This is a genomic window from Kitasatospora sp. MY 5-36, assembly GCF_001182915.1.
In the GTDB taxonomy this organism is placed as follows: Bacteria; Actinomycetota; Actinomycetes; order Streptomycetales; family Streptomycetaceae; genus Kitasatospora.
This window is the reverse complement of sequence record NZ_LFVW01000061.1, coordinates 1-15,276: the sequence shown is the minus strand read 5'-3', so window position 1 is coordinate 15,276 and position 15,276 is coordinate 1. Positions and strand designations below refer to the sequence as shown.

Below are 15,276 nucleotides of genomic sequence, written 5' to 3'. Positions count from 1 at the left end.
TGAACAGGGCTGCTGCAACGTGCCTCCTTGTTCTACAGTTCTGTAGAACATTACGCACGGCGATCGGGGACGAGCATGGACAGGCCGCTTCGGCTGCCGCAGCAGGATCGGGCGGACTTCGAGACGGAGCTCGGGCGGGCGCTCTCGGCGCCGGAGGTGCGGGCGGCGTTGCGGGTGAGTGGGGAGGAGGCCCGGGGGGTGGAGCGGTTGCGGCGGACGGCGCGGGAGAACGCGGAGTTCGTGCTGGCCGCGGCGGCGCCGGAGTACGAGCGGTACGCGGCGTTGCGGGCGGATGCCGATGCGGTGGCGCGGCTGCCGGTGGACGTGCCGGCCAGGGAGCGGGCGTCCGGGTGGTGGGGGGTGCTGGGGGTGGTGGTGCCGATCATCGCGGTGGGGGCGGCGGTGGTCTTCCTGCTGCTGGGTTCCGTGCTGGGGCTGGTCGAGGACATGGAGGTGCTGGCGCACGCGCTGGTGGACGCCGGGTGGGTGTCGGCCGGGGCGGGTGCGGTGAGTCTGCTGGTGGGCGGGCTGGGGTTGCTGGGGGCGGCCCGGGCGAGGGGGCCGGAGGCCGGGGAGGCGGCGGACGGGCCGGGGGAGCTGGTGCTGGCGCGGGATGCCTGGCGGTCGGCGCTGGCGGAGCGCGGGCTGGTGCCGTACCTGGTGGCGCAGGCGAGTGCGGCGCCTGGTCAGCGGCGCTGATCGAGTCTCGCCGTGCGGGCGGCGTCGACGAGGAGCTGGGCGGCGTCCGGCGGGATGGCCAGGCGGCGGGCGATCCAGGGGGCGGGGCGGCCGGCCCGGGCGAGCATCCAGGCGGAGTACAGGTGGCCGAGCTGGGGGGCGTTCTCGGCGAGCAGTATGGGGCGGACGGCCTCCATCGGAAAGCCTTCGAGGGCGCGGGCGCTGTACTCGCGGCCGTTGGGGCCGGGTGGGGGTAGCGGGAGTGGGCGGCGGAGGTCGATCCAGCGGCTGAGCAGGACCGCGCCGACCACCAGGAGGCCGGTGCCGGAGGCGCCGATCAGGATGCCGCCGATGACGGGGCGGTCGTCCTCCTCGGCCATGCCGAGGGCGATCTCCTCCAGGACGAGCAGGCCGAGCACGGTGAGCAGCACCGCGGCTTCGGCGGGGCGCGGGTGGGTCCGGGACGTCGTCATGCGGAACCTCTTCCTCGGCGGGGCGGCCGGGGGTTTCGGGCGGGCGCGGCGATTCACCTTCCGTACAACGGGCGGTGGGCGGCCCGGGGCACGCGTCACGGTTCAGGCGGTGAAATCGCGGATGAGAATTGACGGACCGTCAAGAAGGCGATGTGGACGGCTTGTTGGCCGATCGGGAAGGGCCGGCCGGGTGGGCCGTCTGGCGGAGGCTGCGACCGCACCTCCTTCCGGTCGGGCGCACCTGGGCGGTGCGTGCGTCGACGGGGCGAGGGGCCCGACCAGGGGTGGGCTTCGGGTCAGCATAGCCTGGGCATGCCAACTTCGACAGGCTTGTCGAAGTTGCGGAACCCGGGCTCGCGGTGGCGTGCCCGGAGGTGTCCGACCGGCTACTTTGAGTACGGAGCTCCGCTTCCACGGCCGGCCTTCGCGGCAGGGTTCCACAGCGCCGGGTACCACAGCCGGGTTCCGCGACCGGGTTCCACGGCGGTAGGGGAGGTCGGGGCCGATGGGGCTCACCAACCACAAGCTGCTGGCGCTGACGGCGCTGCTCGCGGTGTTCACGGTGCTCGGCACGCTGTGGGTCTGGCCCTGGCTGGCCGTTCGGAGCTGGCCCGCGATGTTCCTGCGGCTCGGCACCATCGCCGTCACCCAGCTGGCCCTGCTGGTCACGCTGGGGCTCGCCGTCAACGACTACTTCGTGTTCTACAGCAGCTGGTCCGACCTGCTGGGGCGCGAGCACGGCGCGGGGGTGATCCGGAGGACGGGCGGCGGTACGGGGACGGGCGGCGGTACGGCGGCGGGCGGCGGCACCGGTGCGGTCGCGGCCGGCGTGCAGGTGCTCGGCCCGGCGGAGATCACCGGCGCGGGGGCGGTCGGCCGCGATCCGGCCCGGATCGGGCGGCTCGACCGGGTGCGGCTGCCCGGGGCGACCACCGGGCTGAGCTCCGACGGCTACGTCTACCTGCCGCCGCAGTACTTCCAACCCGGCGGCGAGACGCGGCACTTCCCGGCCGTGCTGGTGCTGACCGGCTTCCCCGGCGACGCCGCCAACCTGGTCACCAAGCTGCGCTACCCGGCGGCCGAACTCGACCTGCTGCGCAAGGGGTCGATGCAGCCGACCGTCCTGGTGCTGATGCGGCCCTCGCCGACCATGCCCCGGGACAGCGAGTGCGAGGACATCCCGAACGGGCCGCAGGCGCAGCGCTACTTCACCACCGACGTGCCCGCCGACCTGCGGGCCTCCTACCGGGTGCTGGACGGCACCGGCAGCCTGGGCATCGTCGGCGACTCGACCGGCGGCTACTGCGCGGTCAAGCTGGGCATGGAGCACCCGCGGACCTTCCCGGCGGCCGTCTCGCTCTCCGGCTACTTCAAGGCGGCGGAGGACGTCACGACGGGCGACCTCTTCGCGGGCGACCCGCGGCGCCGCGCCGAGGCCGACCTCGACTGGCGCCTGGCCCACCTGCCGATGCCGCCCCTGGCGGTGCTGCTCGCGGACAGCAAGGAGGACGGCAGCACCTACGCCGACTCCAGCGCCTTCGCGGCGGCGGCCCGTCCGCCGCTGGTGGTCGACCAGGAGACGGTCGACACCGGCGGCCACAACTTCACCACCTGGGGCCGGCTCATCCCGCCCGCCCTCGGCTGGCTGAGCGCCCACCTGCGCGTCCCGGAGTAGCGCAAGTGGGCGTCAGCAGAAGATCAGTGACGATCTGTCAGCGGGCCAGCAAGGGGAGCGGCGCGCCGGTGCGGGCCGGGAGTTCGAGGCGGGTGAGGAGGGCCGAGGGCGAGACCTCGACCACCCGGCAGCCGGCCCGGTGGCGGCAGTGGCGGGCGACCGAGCCGTGCCGCAGGCGGTCCAGGCGGCGGCGGGTGGCGGCGCCGAGGACGAGCAGGTCCGCCGGGCCGGTGACGGCGCCGACCAGGGCGGGGCCGGGCTCGGCGTTGACCACCAGCGGGTGGATGACCAGGTCGGAGGGGTAGCCGCCGTAGGCCTGGTCGAAGGCGACGTCGAGGCGTCGCCGGGCGGCGTGCTCCAGTTCGGAGAGCGGCCGTAGGCCGTCCCGCTCGTTGGCGGCCCAGGCGGCCACGGGCACCAGCACCGCCTGGTGCCGGGCCGCCTCGCCGACGGCGTGGTAGAGGGCGGCCAGACTGCTCAGTGATCCGCTCAGGCCGACGATCACTCGGGTGGTCCCGGTCATGGCCGTTCGCCTCCGTCTCTCCGGCGGCTCTCTCCATCGGGCTCCGCCGGTTCGGAACTCCTTGCTTCGGATGTCTCCAGTGAACCCCGGAACGGAGCCGTCCGTACCGCCGCTGACACCACCATGACGCGGGTCGCCCACATTTTGACAGCGCCCTGACGGGCCGGTCGGGATCCCCCGGCCGATCGTTCAGCCCAGCCCCGGGACGAACTGGACCAGCAGGTCGATCGCCTTGATGCCGAGGAACGGCAGCACCAGCCCGCCCAGTCCGTACACCCGCAGGTTGCGCCGGAGCAGGTCGGTCGCGGAGGCCGGCTGGTAGCGCACGCCGCGCAGGGCGAGCGGGATCAGGGCGACGATGATCAGCGCGTTGAAGATGATCGCGGAGGCGATCGCCGAGGTGGGGCTGTGCAGCTCCATGATGTTGAGGTGGTGCAGTCCGGGGTAGGCGTTCGCGAACATCGCGGGGATGATCGCGAAGAACTTGGCCACGTCGTTGGTGATCGAGAAGGTGGTCAACGCACCCCGGGTGATGAGGAGTTGCTTGCCCACCCGGACGATCTCGATCAGTTTCGCCGGGTTGGAGTCGAGGTCGACCATGTTGCCGGCCTCCTTGGCGGCCGGGGTGCCGGAGTTCATCGCGACGCCGACGTCGGCCTGGGCGAGGGCGGGGGCGTCGTTGGTGCCGTCGCCGGTCATCGCGACCATGTTCCCGGCGGCCTGTTCGCGCCGCAGGTGGGCGAGCTTGTCCTCCGGGGTGGCCTCGGCGAGGAAGTCGTCCACCCCGGCCTCGGCGGCGATGGCGCGCGCGGTCAGCGGGTTGTCCCCGGTGACCATGACGGTACGGATGCCCATCCGCCGCAGCTCGGCGAAGCGTTCGGCGATGCCCTCCTTCACCACGTCCTTGAGCTCGACCACGCCCAACGCCCGTGCGCCGTGCCGGTCGTGGACGGCGACCAGCAGCGGGGTGCCGCCGGCCCCGGCGATCCGGCCCACCAGCGGTTCGGCCTCCGCCGGCAGCCGCCCGCCGGAGTCCGCGACCCAGCGGGCGACGGCGCTCGCCGCGCCCTTGCGGACCCGGCAGGTGGTGCCGTCCGGCCAGGTGAGGTCGACGCCGCTCATCCGGCTGTGGGCGGTGAACGGTACGGGCTGCTGCTCGCCGAGTTCGCCGGGGGAGCGCGGCGGCACCCAGTACTGACGGTTCGTCAGTTCGACCAGTGACCGCCCCTCCGGTGTCTCGTCCGCGACGGAGGCCAACTGGGCGGCCTCGGCGAGCTGTTCGGTGGTCGCCCCGGGCAGCGGGTGCAGGGCGACGGCCCGCCGGTTGCCGTGGGTGATGGTGCCGGTCTTGTCGAGCAGCAGCACGTCCACGTCCCCGGCGGCCTCCACCGCCCGGCCGGAGAGGGCGACCACGTTGCGCTGCACCAGCCGGTCCATCCCGGCGATGCCGATCGCGGAGAGCAGCGCGCCGATCGTGGTCGGGATCAGCGCGACCATCAACGCGACCAGCACGATGGTGGTCTGGGGCGCGTGCGCGTAGACGGCCATCGGCTGGAGCGAGACCACCGAGAGCAGGAAGACGATGGTCAGCGAGGCCAGCAGGATGTTGAGCGCGATCTCGTTCGGCGTCTTCTGCCGGTCGGCGCCCTCGACCAGGGCGATCATCCGGTCCACGAAGCTCTGCCCGGGGCGGGAGGTGACCCGGACGACCAGGTGGTCGGAGAGCACCCTGGTACCGCCGGTGACGCCGGTGCGGTCGCCGCCGGACTCGCGGATGACGGGAGCCGACTCCCCGGTGATCGCCGACTCGTCGACCGTGGCGACGCCCTCGACCACCTCGCCGTCCCGCGGGACCACCTCGCCGGCCGGGACGAGCACGATGTCGTGCACCATCAACTGCTCGGCGGGGATGACCTCGTGGCGGTGGTCGCGGGTGCCGACCCGCCAGTGCAGCAGCCGCCGGGCGGTGGTGGCGGACTGGGCGCGGCGCAGCGACTCGGCCTGCGCCTTGCCGCGGCTCTCCGCGACGGCCTCGGCGAGGTTGGCGAACAGCACGGTCAGCCAGAGCCAGAAGGAGATCACCCAGGCGAAGACGCCCGGGTGGAGGACGGCGCTGATCGTGGTGAGCGCGGAGCCCGTCTCCACCACCAGCATCACCGGGTTGCGCATCATGGTGCGTGGGTGGAGCTTGCGGACGGCGGCGGGCAGCGCCTCGGCCAGCTGGCGGCGGGTGATCAGCCGGCGGCGGCCGCCCGGCGAGGTGGGCCGGTGGCTCGGCGGCGGCTCGGGCGCGGGGGCCGCGGTGCGCTCCGGGCGGCGGAACCAGTTCTGCTGGTCGGGGGTGTTGTCCGGGGTGGTGAGGGCCGAACGGCGCATCGTCTCGGGGGACCTTCCGGGCCGCCCCGGTTCGTCGGGGGCGGCGGGTTCGGGTGGGGCTGCGGGGACGGCGGACAGCCCACCACCGGAGAACCGGGGGACATGCCGCTCTTGACACAGGATTGGCGGCGAAACCCCCGTCCTTGACGGAGCTCTGACACCGCCGCCGGCCGACCGCCGGACCGCTGTCAGGAAGGCGTCAAGGACGGGCCCCGGGCCGTACGCCCTGCGTCAAGGGCGGGTGCGGTCGGTGTGCGGAGGGTCTCCACTGGAGGGGTGCGGCCGCCCGGGCCGCCGTCTGGAGGGACCCCGCCATGACCACTGTCACCGCCGTCATCGACGTCGACGAGCCGCTGGAGCGGACGGTCCGCCTCGTGCCCGCCGCCTGGCGCCGGGACCGCCCCGAGCCGCCGGACCCGTCCCCGGCCGCCGACCGGGACCGCACCCGCCCGGCGAACTGCCGCTTCGCGATGCACTACGAGGACTGACACCCGTCGGGGCGTCCGCCGCCCACGCGCCGACCCAGAGGAGCAGCCGCCATGACCCAGCTCATCGCCCCGCCCGTCCCCACCACCCCCGGGACCGCCCCTGGAGCCGTCTCCGCCGACGTGCTCGGCGGCCCCTGGCCGGCCTCGGCGCGGCCCGGCCGGGGAGCCGATCTGCTGATCGGCGGGGTCGGGCTGGCCGAGGCCGCCGAGCGGTTCGGCACCCCGCTGTACGTGCTGGACGAGGCCGAGGCCCGGGGACGGGCCCGGGCGTACCGGCGGGCGCTGCCGCACGCCGAGGTGCTGTACGCGGCCAAGGCCTTCCTCTGCAGCGCGATGGCCGACTGGGTGGAGCAGGAGGGGCTGGGCCTGGACGTCTGCTCGTCGGGCGAGCTGTGGCTGGCGGTCTCGGTCGGCTTCCCGGCGCAGCGGATCCTGCTGCACGGCAACGCCAAGTCCCCGGAGGAACTGCGGCTGGCGCGGCGGCTGCGGGTCGGGCGGATCGTCATCGACGGCCCGGCGGAGATCGCGCGGCTGGCCGCCCTGGTGGCCGCCGACACGCCGCAGAAGGTGCTGGTCCGGATCGTCCCGGGGATCGCCGCCGGGCACCACGCGGCGGTGCGGACCGGGGTCGGCGGGCAGAAGTTCGGCTTCCCCGTCGAGGGCGGCGACGCGGCCGACGCGATCGCCCGGGTGCTCGACCAGCCGGGGCTCGAACTGGCGGGCCTGCACTGCCACCTGGGCTCGCAGATCACCTCGGTCGAGCCGTACCTGGAGGCGGTGGACGCGGTGGTGCGGCTGCTCGCCGAGACCCGGGACCGGCACGGCGTCGAACTGCCCGAACTGGACCTCGGCGGCGGCCACGGCATCAGGTACCTGCCCGGGGAGGAGGAGTTGGACCTCGCCGAGTTCGCCGTCCGGGTCACCGACCGGCTGGCGGTGCGCTGCGCCGAGGCCGACCTGGACGTGCCCCGGCTGATCGTCGAACCCGGCCGCGCGATCGCCGGACCGGCCGCCGTGGCGGTCTACCGGGTGCTGTCCGTCAAGCACACGGCGGACGGCCGCTGCTTCGTCGCGGTGGACGGCGGCATGAGCGACAACCCGCGCCCGGCCCTGTACGGATCGCCGTACACGGTGCGGCTGGTCGGCCGCCGCTCGGAGGCGGGGGAGACACGGGCGGACGTGGTCGGCCGCCACTGCGAGGCCGGGGACGTGCTCGTCCGCGACGCCGCACTGCCCGCCGACCTGCGCCCCGGCGACCTGCTGGCGATGCCGGCGGCCGGCGCCTACCAGCTGTCCATGGCGTCCGGCTACAACCTGGTCGGCCGCCCGGCCGTGGTCGCGGTGAAGGACGGCCGGGCCCGCCTGCTGATCCGGCGCGAGACGGTCGAGGACTTCCGCCTGCGCGAGGTCGGCCGCTGACGGCGGACGGCGGCCGCGTGGGAAGTCGGCCCGGCCGACTTCCCACACGGGACCGGGCGGGGGTTCGCCGTCAGCCGCTCGCGGAGGCCCCCGGACCGGCGCCGCGCGGGACGCAGGGGGCGACGACGGTCAGGTGCAGGGTGTCCGGCGCCGTGCCGGGATCGCCCATCACGACCGAGGCGGTGAACCTGTTCGCGTCGTTGGACAGGTCCAGCCGCTTGTCGTCCCTGTGCTCGACGGACTCGATTTTATCGGAGTGATGATCCTTTTCGGGCGGGTGTTGATCGGAGCCAACCGGTCGAGGCCTTGCCGGCGAGGGCGAAAATGCAGGTGAAAGGGCTCGGCGGCCGCCGATAGGGTCCGGCCGTGACGAACTGGCGTGAGATCTACGAGAACGACTGCGCGCTTCCCCCGGGGCGCGGGCTGGACGAACTGACCGCGGAGTTGGCGGTGGCTCTGGGGGACCCGGACCCGGAGGTCAGGGACGGTTACCCGTACGCGGTGCTGGACGCCTGGATACGGGGCGGGGTGATCGACGGTGAGGGGTGTCTGGCGCTCGGGGACCTGATGGCGGGGCGCTTCAGCGATCCGCGGATCGAAGCCCGGACGTTCGCTCCGCTCGTCCTGAAGATGATCGTGGGTCAGGGGGTGCTCAGGCCGTCGTGGGTCGACGCGTTCGCCGGCTGGTACCGCGCGGAGACCGACCTGCGGGGCCGTGACGACGCGCTCGGGTGGCTGCACGCGGTGGCGCACGGGGCGGACCTGCTGGGGGCCTTCGGGCTGCGGCCCGAGGTCGACCCGGAACCGCTGCTCGCGCTCGCCGCCGAGCGCCTGCTCGCCCCGACGGAGTACCTGTTCGCGGAGCGGGAGGACGACCGGCTCGCCAAGGCCGTGGCCCTCGTCCTCACCCGCCCCGACCTGACGCCGGAGGGGTCGACCGCCTGGCTGTCGCCGATCGCCGAGGCCCTCGCCCCGTACGAGCGCGGGCCGATGCCGGTCTGGGCCTCCAACACGGTGCGCACCCTGCGCGCCCTGTACGTGCTGGCGGACCTCGGTGTTTCGGTTGAGCGCGGGGGCCGGCCCGTCCTGCTCGTCCACGGCGAGGTGGTCAAGGCCCGGGTGGCCGAGGTCCTGCGCCCGGTGCTCCCGTAGCGCCGCGCGGCCGGGAGCGCGAGAAGTCGGCCCGGCCGACTCCTCGCGCGGGCCCCGTTCGCGCCCGGCCCGTGCGTCGCGGGGTCGCTAGTCCGCATGCTGGTCCCGGGACGGCATGTCTGTGGCCGCGGGCAGTCCGAGGTGCTCGCGCAGTTCACGTCTGCCCAGATCCGTGACGGCGAGGGCACGGGTGGTTCCGATCCGGGTCAGCCACCCCGCGGCCAGGGCGTGCCCGCAGACGGCGGCGCCGACGGCCCCGCCCAGGTGCGGGCGCCGTTCGGTCCAGTCCAGACAGGCGCGTACCAGCGGCCTGCGGGAGGCGTCGGGCAATGCGATGCCCAGGTCTCCGAGCCAGGCCGCCCCCTTGACTGTGAGCGACGGATCGGCTCCCCAGTCCAGCAGGCCGCGATCGGCCATCGAGTCGGTGACGGCCAGGCCCAGTTCCCCGGCCAGGTGGTCGTAGCACAGCCGGGCCCGGGCCAGAGCCCGCTGCCGGCCCGAGCCCGACAGCGAACGCGGTCCGGGGGCGCGGTGCGGCGCGAGCGCGGCGAGGCTCTCGATCAGGGCCATCACGCGCGGATCGGCCATTCGCAGGTAGCGGTGGCGGCCGTGCCGTTCCTCGACGAGGAGTCCGCCGCGTACGAGCACGTTCAGGTGCTCGGTCGCGGACGAGGCCGCGACACCGGCGTGGCGGGCCAGTTCCTTGGCCGTCCAGGCCCGGCCGTCCAGCAGGGCCAGACAGAAGTCCGCCCTGGTGCCGTCGGCCAGCAGCCTGGCCACGACGGCCAGGTCCACACCGACGTCCCGGCTCTCGCGCTGATCGTCCATGCCTTCGATTGTCGTCGGTCTCGATTCGGGTCGGGCCGAAGCGTCCGCGCCCTATCGTCCCGTACCGGCCGAGGCCACCGCGTCCTCCGCCCGTACCTCTTCCGCCGACCGCCCTGGGAACCTCATGCCCGCCACCGACATCACCCCACCGAACCCCTGGCCCGGCATCGGCCTCACGGTCACCGATGCCCCGGAGCCCACCGACGTATCGCTCGTCTCCGATGCCCTGGACCGGTTCAACACCGACACGACCGCCATCGACGACCGCCGCCCGCTGGCCGTCCTGGTGCGCGACTCCCGGACCGGCCGGGTGATCGGCGGTCTGACCGGTCGCACCTCACTCGGGCTGTTCTTCCTCGACCTGTTCTTCCTGCCGCGCGAGCTGCGCGGTGGCGGCCTGGGCAGCGAGATCCTGCGCCGGGCCGAGAACGAGGCCCGCGCACGCGGCTGCCGCACGGCGGTGCTGTACACGATCAGCTTCCAGGCGCCCGGGTTCTACGCGAAGCACGGCTGGCGACGCCTGGGCGAAGTCCCGTGCGACCCGCCGGGCACCAGCAGGGTCTTCATGACGAAGGACCTCGCCCCGCCGGCGGCCCCCTGAATCCGCCGGGCCGCACCGGGGCGGGTCATGCCGGAGCAGGACCCTCCGCCTGTTGCTCCGGTCAGTCGTGCGGCGGGCGGCGTCCTGGCTGATCGGTTGCATGAGAAGTCGGCTGGGCCGACTTCTCGCGCAGGTCCTCTCGCTTAGATGTTGGGGATCTCGCCTGCCTTGAGGGCGGTGAGGAAGGCGGACCACGCGTCGGCGGGGAAGACGAGCGCCGGGCCGTTGGGGTCCTTGGAGTCCCGGACGGGAACGGTGCCGGAACAGCCGTCGGCGACCTCGATGCAGTTGCCCTGGTTGGCGCTGTACCTGCTCTTTCGCCAAGCCGCGTGCGTCAGGTTGTCCCGACTCGGGTCGATCATTCGAGTTCCTTTGCAATCTGTGTGACGAGCCGCCGCGTCGGCCCTACATCGAGGGCTGCTGTCCGAAGCCGATCGAAGGCCACATCCAGGGTTTGCCCTCGCGCGCAGGCGCCGCGAGTGCCTCCCGCTTCTCCAGGGCGGCGACTTCGTAGACGGCGGGCAACGGACCCTGCTTGCTTATACGGAGGCAGTCAAGGCCCGCCTCGTCGAGGTGCTGAGGGTGGCGTTCCCGTTCGCTTGAGCGAGTGGGTGTGGTTGCGCGAGAAGTCGGTTGGGCCGACTTCTCGCGCGGGTGTGCTCACGTGTTGGGAAGTTCGCCGGTCTTGAGGGCGGTGACGAACGCCGTCCAGGTGTCGGTGGGGAAGGCGAGGGCCGGGCCGTTCGGGTCCTTCGAGTCCCGGACCGCCATGCCGCTGCTGGCGACGAGCGTGGTCTCTACGCAGTCGTTCGCCTGGGCGCTGTAGCTGCTCTTGTACCAGCCGCGGGCGGAGATCTCCGGCATGGTCATGTGCTCACCCTCTTCTCTGATCTCGCACTCACGTCTCTGTCGCGATGGCGGTGATCATATCGATCGACTGGGCCGGATTCAGGGCCGATGACCTCAGGTAGTCGAAGACAAGCCCATAGCCGTCCAGTTCCGCTTCCTGCTCCAGATAGTGGCTGCTGGTCAGGGTCTCAAGAAACACTGCCCCCGGATTCGGTGAATCGGTGAAGCCGAACATCACGAACGCTCCGCACGCTCCAGTGACTGCGCCGACATCGAGCGGGACGACCTGCAAGGTGACGTTGGGGCGTTGTGCGGCTTCTACCAGGTAGTCCAACTGTGCGCGCTGTACGTTGGTTCCACCGACCGGGCATCGGAGAGCGGGCTCCCAGATGATCGCCCAGAAGCGCGTAGGCTCTGACTTGACCAGGACGTTCTTGCGCTCCATCCGCACTTTGACGAGTTGGTCGATGCGTTCGGGGCGGACAGCCGCCGGGTTCGCTCCAAGCAAGGCGCGTGCGTAGTCCTCGGTCTGCAAGAGCCCAGGCAGAACCAGCGGTTGCCACGTCTGGATGTACCTGGCATCGCTTTCCAAGTCGAGGAAGTCCGCGTCCGGGCCGGACTCGCCCTGCTCGCGTTGGACGCCGACCAGGCTGCCGACCTCAACAGCCGGTTCGGCCCTCGGTCCGCCGGGGAGATCGGCCACCGGCTGTACCACTTCGGTGCGGTGGGGGCCGTCGCGTTCGTCGGGCCCGACCCGTTCCCGGTCTACGTGCGTCGAGTGGCCTTCGATTGACCGGATATGAATGATTCTGTCGGCGTATCGGTCATATCGCATGGGGTAGTTGATGCGAACGTGACCATTTGTGGTGATCCGCTGTTAGGCTGCGCGCCTGAATACGAACTCTCCACGATGTAAAAGGACTTGGAAGAGCGCGTGAAGCTCTCTTCCTCGCCGTCGCCGCCGACACCTGAGGAGCCACGTGAGACCCGAAGACGTCCCCCTGCTGTTCCAGGAGTTGGCCCGTGAGTTCGCCGACGTCACCGGCATGTCGGTGGCGGCGACGGGTTCACTCGCGCGTGGCGACCACCGCACCGGGCCGGACGGAGACGTCGTCTCCAACCTCGACCTGATCCACCTCGTGGGCGAGGACGCGTACGTGCCGGACGTCCGGGCCGTGGTGGGGCGGAGGATGCGGCGGATCTCCGACACCTTCGGGATCGAGACGACGTCGGTCATCGCCCGGCTTCCGGCGTTCCGGCTGGCCGGCCACGCCCACTACCGGATCAGCATGCGGCCCGAGTGGTTCTGCGACGGCCTCGGGCTCGGGCCGGAGGCCTTCGACCTGCCCGGCCACGAGGACGACCCGCGCGCGGCGCTGGCCTGGATGATGCAGCCCGTCCCCTACTACCTGGCGAAGGCGACCGTCCAGGATCCGCCGACCAACCTGGCCAAGGCCCGCAGGGCCGCGACGCGGCTGGCCGACCGGTTCGACCTGGCCGGGATACGCGACGACCTCGACAACCTCCCGCGGGCCCTGCGCACCCTGATCGCCGAACGGGGCCTGACCCCGCTCGAATCCACCGCCCGCTACCTCGACGCTCCCACCCACCCCGCCGTCGCGCAGCGCGTCCGCGACGCGGTCTTCGTCGAGAGCATGGGGCTGCCGTCCGCCGACTCGATGGTCGTCCTGCTGCCGTCCACCTCGAACTGACCCCCACCGGAGAACATCCCATGTCCACTCGGCAGCACGTGGAGATCCTGCCCCCGCACCCGTTGCGGGCCGGCTACGACCGGGCCCTGGAGCGCGGGTCCATCGCCGACGACTTCCAACGGCGCCTGGAACCATCCCACTTCAACCCCGGCTACCTCGGCGCCCTGACCTCACGGGTCGAACAGGCCCTGGTCCGGGACCCGGCGGACGAGGCCATGCGGTGGCGCCTGGCGTTCCTGCTGCTCCAGAACAACGCCACCGCGGCCGCCGTCGAACGGGCGGAGGAGCTGCTCGCGGACGCCACCCTCCCGCAGGCCCGGCGCCTGGCCCAGCTGGTGGCCGGGATCCGCGGCCGGGCCGACCGGACGCGTACGGGCCGGCGCGTGCGGCGGGTCAACTGGTCGATCAACAACCGCTGTCCGATGTCCTGCCAGGGCTGCTACAACCCGTTCGCCGCCGAGCAGATCGACCTCGCCCAGGCGGACCGGATCATCGGGAAGCTGGCCGCGCACGGGACGACCGACCTGGTCCTGGCCGGCGGTGACCCGCTGCTGTGGCCGCCGATCTTCGACGTCGTCGACCATGCCATCGCCGCCGGGCTCAAGGTCGGCCTCGACACCACCGGCTACACGCTCACCGCCGAGAAGCTCGCCCGGCTCCGGGGGCTGTCCTCGCTGCGGCTGCCGCTGGACGCCGTCACCGCGGACGTGCAGCGGGCGTTCCGTCGCAGTCCGGACAGCAAGCTGCTGGACGCGCTGCTGGAATCCCTCGCGCTGTGCGACGCCGAGGGCTTCGACCGGGTGCGGGTGCACACCGTGGCGAGTGCCGAGAACCTCCACCAACTGCCGGAGCTCGCGGCCGAGATCATGTCGCACCCCTCGGTCGCCCAGTGGGTGATCTTCCAGTGGTGGGGCCGACGGGCGTCGCCGGACACGGTCCGCCGGCTCGGGGTGGCGGTCGAGGACGTCCGCGAGGTCGTGGACGGCATCCGGCGCGACCACCCCGGCCGGGAGATCCACCTCGCGGAGAGCAGCGAGCGGGAGCTGCTCAACTGGATGATCCAGTCGAGCGGACAGGTCGTCACCTTCGGGTCGGGGGCCGAGGAGGAGTTCATCCTGGGCAACCTCCTGACCGACGAGGTCGAGGAGATCCTGACCCACCCGATCCTGGACTTCGAAGCCATGTCGCGCGGGATCCCGGTCACCCCGGGGACGCGGTTCCCCGGCGCCGACGGGGAGCTGCCGTCGGCGGAAGACTGAGTCCGGGTGAGCGGCTGACGGGCGGCCGGGACGCGGGACGGTCGGACCCCCGGCGGGCACCGGGCGCTCGGCGCTGCGCGCTGCCCGCCGGGGACGGTCGGATCAGGCCGCGAGCAGGTACCAGCCCCCGAGGCCGCTGCACATGCTCGCGTTGTAGGTGCCGGCGCGGAAGCCGGCCGGAACGGGCTGGTAGGGGCACATGTACTCGCCGACGCGGGCCAGTTGCTGGTACCACGAGCCGATGTTGCCGCAGCCGGAGTTCATGTGGCCGGTGAGCACGTACCCGGGCGGGATCGGTGAGCCCGCGCAGGTGTACTGGCCGTCGCGAGGCACTTCCAGGTACCAGTAGTCGATGCCGCTGCAGCCGGTGGCGTTGTGGAGGGTGATCACGTAGCCGGGGGGAATCGGCGAGGTGGCGCAGGTCCAGATGCCGTTCTGCACGGGCTGGATGTACCAGGCGCCGGCCTTGTTGCACCCGCTCGGCTGGCGCTGGGTGATCACGTAGCCGTCCGGTATGGGTGTGCCGGGACAGACCCAGCCGGGGGAGGCCTGGGCGGCGGCGACCGGTGCCGCCGCCGGTGCCGCGGTGGCCGTGCCGGCGGCCGTGCCGGTGAGGACGGCCACCAGCAGGGTGACCACCCCCACCGCGGCGGCGAGCCGGCCCCGGACCGTCGCCGTCCATGAACGACCGGGCACGTGGCGATGCTTGATGTTCACTACTCACCAGTCCAATCGACGGGTCCGCGGAGCGCCGCGCGATGGCCGTACGGCGCCGTGCCGCGAAGCTGGAGCGACCCTAGTCGGACGGGTGGCGGGGCCGGTCGAAAGTGGATGGATGCATGACAAATCTGGCCGGAAACCGATCCGGTGCCCGTCCGCAGGGTCGGGCCACCGTCTGATAACGGAACGGTTGCGGAGCCCGTCGTTCCCCTCTCCAGGTCTTGACGGCACGGGGAGGGCGGGCGTTTGCTGTGTCCGCTCGTTGGAACCTGTTTGGTTCTGGTTTGTTTTGTGTGTTTGAACGTTCAAAACGGCAGAGCAACCCCCGCCTGCGCTCAGCACCCCCTCGCACCACCCCTCGCACCACCCCCTCGCACCACCCCCTTCGCACCACGGCCTTCCGGCGCCACCCCACCGAGAGGAATGCAATGTCACACCTTTCCCGACGCGACCTTCTCCGCGCCTCCGGAGCCGGCCTGCTGGCCGTCGCGGCCGGCGGCTCCCTCGCGGCCTGCGGCGGCGG

The 15,276-nt window shown here is 72.5% G+C and carries 16 protein-coding genes; 8 read left to right on the top strand and 8 right to left on the bottom strand.

Features of this window, described 5'->3' with window-relative positions; all coding sequences use genetic code 11:
* The first annotated feature begins 75 nt into the window (after nucleotides 1-75).
* A complete protein-coding gene (locus AE652_RS05795; protein ID WP_049650059.1) occupies nucleotides 76-699 on the top strand; it encodes a hypothetical protein in 624 nt (207 codons plus the stop codon).
* On the opposite strand, the gene AE652_RS05790 is transcribed toward AE652_RS05795, so the two are convergent.
* Nucleotides 687-1,151: a hypothetical protein gene (locus AE652_RS05790; RefSeq protein ID WP_049650058.1), complete on the bottom strand. Its 465-nt coding sequence runs from the start codon at nucleotides 1,149-1,151 to the stop codon at nucleotides 687-689. The genes AE652_RS05795 and AE652_RS05790 overlap by 13 nt on opposite strands.
* Nucleotides 1,152-1,656: 505 nt before the next feature.
* On the opposite strand from AE652_RS05790, the gene AE652_RS05785 reads away from it, so the two are divergent.
* Complete coding sequence (locus AE652_RS05785) at nucleotides 1,657-2,826, top strand: esterase family protein (protein WP_049650057.1); 1,170 nt, start codon at nucleotides 1,657-1,659, stop codon at nucleotides 2,824-2,826.
* 37 nt (nucleotides 2,827-2,863) lie between these two features.
* Here the strand turns inward: AE652_RS05785 and AE652_RS05780 are convergent, their stop codons facing one another.
* Complete coding sequence (locus AE652_RS05780; RefSeq protein ID WP_049650056.1) at nucleotides 2,864-3,349, bottom strand: universal stress protein; 486 nt, start codon at nucleotides 3,347-3,349, stop codon at nucleotides 2,864-2,866.
* A gap of 189 nt (nucleotides 3,350-3,538) precedes the next feature.
* On the bottom strand, nucleotides 3,539-5,725 hold the full coding sequence (gene kdpB, locus AE652_RS05775) for a potassium-transporting ATPase subunit KdpB (RefSeq protein ID WP_082345326.1): 2,187 nt from the start codon (nucleotides 5,723-5,725) through the stop codon (nucleotides 3,539-3,541).
* A gap of 314 nt (nucleotides 5,726-6,039) precedes the next feature.
* On the opposite strand from kdpB, the gene AE652_RS46185 reads away from it, so the two are divergent.
* The 3 genes from AE652_RS46185 (at nucleotide 6,040) to AE652_RS05765 (ending at nucleotide 8,784) form a co-directional block, all read left to right on the top strand.
* On the top strand, nucleotides 6,040-6,213 hold the full coding sequence (locus AE652_RS46185) for a hypothetical protein (protein ID WP_158077702.1): 174 nt from the start codon (nucleotides 6,040-6,042) through the stop codon (nucleotides 6,211-6,213).
* A 51-nt stretch (nucleotides 6,214-6,264) separates the two neighbouring features.
* Nucleotides 6,265-7,632: a diaminopimelate decarboxylase gene (lysA, locus tag AE652_RS05770; RefSeq protein ID WP_049650055.1), complete on the top strand. Its 1,368-nt coding sequence runs from the start codon at nucleotides 6,265-6,267 to the stop codon at nucleotides 7,630-7,632.
* Between the two features lie 366 nt (nucleotides 7,633-7,998).
* Nucleotides 7,999-8,784, top strand: coding sequence for a DUF2785 domain-containing protein (locus AE652_RS05765; protein ID WP_049650054.1), 786 nt, complete (start codon nucleotides 7,999-8,001; stop codon nucleotides 8,782-8,784).
* An 87-nt stretch (nucleotides 8,785-8,871) separates the two neighbouring features.
* On the opposite strand, the gene AE652_RS05760 is transcribed toward AE652_RS05765, so the two are convergent.
* Nucleotides 8,872-9,612, bottom strand: coding sequence for a helix-turn-helix transcriptional regulator (locus AE652_RS05760; RefSeq protein ID WP_049650053.1), 741 nt, complete (start codon nucleotides 9,610-9,612; stop codon nucleotides 8,872-8,874).
* Nucleotides 9,613-9,736: 124 nt separating this feature from the next.
* Here AE652_RS05760 and AE652_RS05755 point away from each other — a divergent pair, with 124 nt between their 5' ends.
* Nucleotides 9,737-10,213 (top strand): GNAT family N-acetyltransferase, encoded by a 477-nt coding sequence (locus AE652_RS05755; RefSeq protein WP_049650052.1) that lies wholly within the window; start codon nucleotides 9,737-9,739, stop codon nucleotides 10,211-10,213.
* Nucleotides 10,214-10,356: 143 nt separating this feature from the next.
* Here AE652_RS05755 and AE652_RS05750 read toward each other — a convergent pair whose 3' ends face one another.
* From AE652_RS05750 to AE652_RS05740, 3 genes are all read right to left on the bottom strand, one after another.
* Nucleotides 10,357-10,575 (bottom strand): DUF397 domain-containing protein, encoded by a 219-nt coding sequence (locus tag AE652_RS05750; protein ID WP_049650051.1) that lies wholly within the window; start codon nucleotides 10,573-10,575, stop codon nucleotides 10,357-10,359.
* Between the two features lie 298 nt (nucleotides 10,576-10,873).
* Entirely contained in the window at nucleotides 10,874-11,083 is a 210-nt protein-coding gene (locus tag AE652_RS05745) for a DUF397 domain-containing protein (RefSeq protein ID WP_063780067.1), read from the bottom strand.
* Between the two features lie 28 nt (nucleotides 11,084-11,111).
* Nucleotides 11,112-11,897, bottom strand: coding sequence for a DUF5753 domain-containing protein (locus AE652_RS05740; RefSeq protein ID WP_049650050.1), 786 nt, complete (start codon nucleotides 11,895-11,897; stop codon nucleotides 11,112-11,114).
* A 145-nt stretch (nucleotides 11,898-12,042) separates the two neighbouring features.
* Here AE652_RS05740 and AE652_RS05735 point away from each other — a divergent pair, with 145 nt between their 5' ends.
* The gene (locus AE652_RS05735) at nucleotides 12,043-12,774 is read left to right on the top strand and encodes a hypothetical protein (RefSeq protein ID WP_049650049.1); all 732 of its coding nucleotides are present in this window, start codon (nucleotides 12,043-12,045) and stop codon (nucleotides 12,772-12,774) included.
* A 20-nt stretch (nucleotides 12,775-12,794) separates the two neighbouring features.
* Nucleotides 12,795-14,033, top strand: a complete 1,239-nt coding sequence (locus tag AE652_RS05730) for a radical SAM protein (protein ID WP_049650048.1) — start codon at nucleotides 12,795-12,797, stop codon at nucleotides 14,031-14,033.
* A 102-nt stretch (nucleotides 14,034-14,135) separates the two neighbouring features.
* Here the strand turns inward: AE652_RS05730 and AE652_RS05725 are convergent, their stop codons facing one another.
* Nucleotides 14,136-14,729 (bottom strand): hypothetical protein, encoded by a 594-nt coding sequence (locus AE652_RS05725; protein WP_049650074.1) that lies wholly within the window; start codon nucleotides 14,727-14,729, stop codon nucleotides 14,136-14,138.
* Between the last annotated feature and the right edge of the window lie 547 nt (nucleotides 14,730-15,276).

What these genes read in the sequence shown, in the direction of transcription:
- AE652_RS05795 (WP_049650059.1), top strand. Translation starts at nt 76, where the DNA reads ATGGACAGGCCGCTTCGGCTGCCGCAGCAGGATCGGGCGGACTTCGAG.
- AE652_RS05790 (WP_049650058.1), bottom strand. Translation starts at nt 1,151, where the DNA reads ATGACGACGTCCCGGACCCACCCGCGCCCCGCCGAAGCCGCGGTGCTG.
- AE652_RS05785 (WP_049650057.1), top strand. Translation starts at nt 1,657, where the DNA reads ATGGGGCTCACCAACCACAAGCTGCTGGCGCTGACGGCGCTGCTCGCG.
- AE652_RS05780 (WP_049650056.1), bottom strand. Translation starts at nt 3,349, where the DNA reads ATGACCGGGACCACCCGAGTGATCGTCGGCCTGAGCGGATCACTGAGC.
- kdpB (WP_082345326.1), bottom strand. Translation starts at nt 5,725, where the DNA reads ATGCGCCGTTCGGCCCTCACCACCCCGGACAACACCCCCGACCAGCAG.
- AE652_RS46185 (WP_158077702.1), top strand. Translation starts at nt 6,040, where the DNA reads ATGACCACTGTCACCGCCGTCATCGACGTCGACGAGCCGCTGGAGCGG.
- lysA (WP_049650055.1), top strand. Translation starts at nt 6,265, where the DNA reads ATGACCCAGCTCATCGCCCCGCCCGTCCCCACCACCCCCGGGACCGCC.
- AE652_RS05760 (WP_049650053.1), bottom strand. Translation starts at nt 9,612, where the DNA reads ATGGACGATCAGCGCGAGAGCCGGGACGTCGGTGTGGACCTGGCCGTC.
- AE652_RS05755 (WP_049650052.1), top strand. Translation starts at nt 9,737, where the DNA reads ATGCCCGCCACCGACATCACCCCACCGAACCCCTGGCCCGGCATCGGC.
- AE652_RS05750 (WP_049650051.1), bottom strand. Translation starts at nt 10,575, where the DNA reads ATGATCGACCCGAGTCGGGACAACCTGACGCACGCGGCTTGGCGAAAG.
- AE652_RS05745 (WP_063780067.1), bottom strand. Translation starts at nt 11,083, where the DNA reads ATGACCATGCCGGAGATCTCCGCCCGCGGCTGGTACAAGAGCAGCTAC.
- AE652_RS05740 (WP_049650050.1), bottom strand. Translation starts at nt 11,897, where the DNA reads ATGCGATATGACCGATACGCCGACAGAATCATTCATATCCGGTCAATC.
- AE652_RS05730 (WP_049650048.1), top strand. Translation starts at nt 12,795, where the DNA reads ATGTCCACTCGGCAGCACGTGGAGATCCTGCCCCCGCACCCGTTGCGG.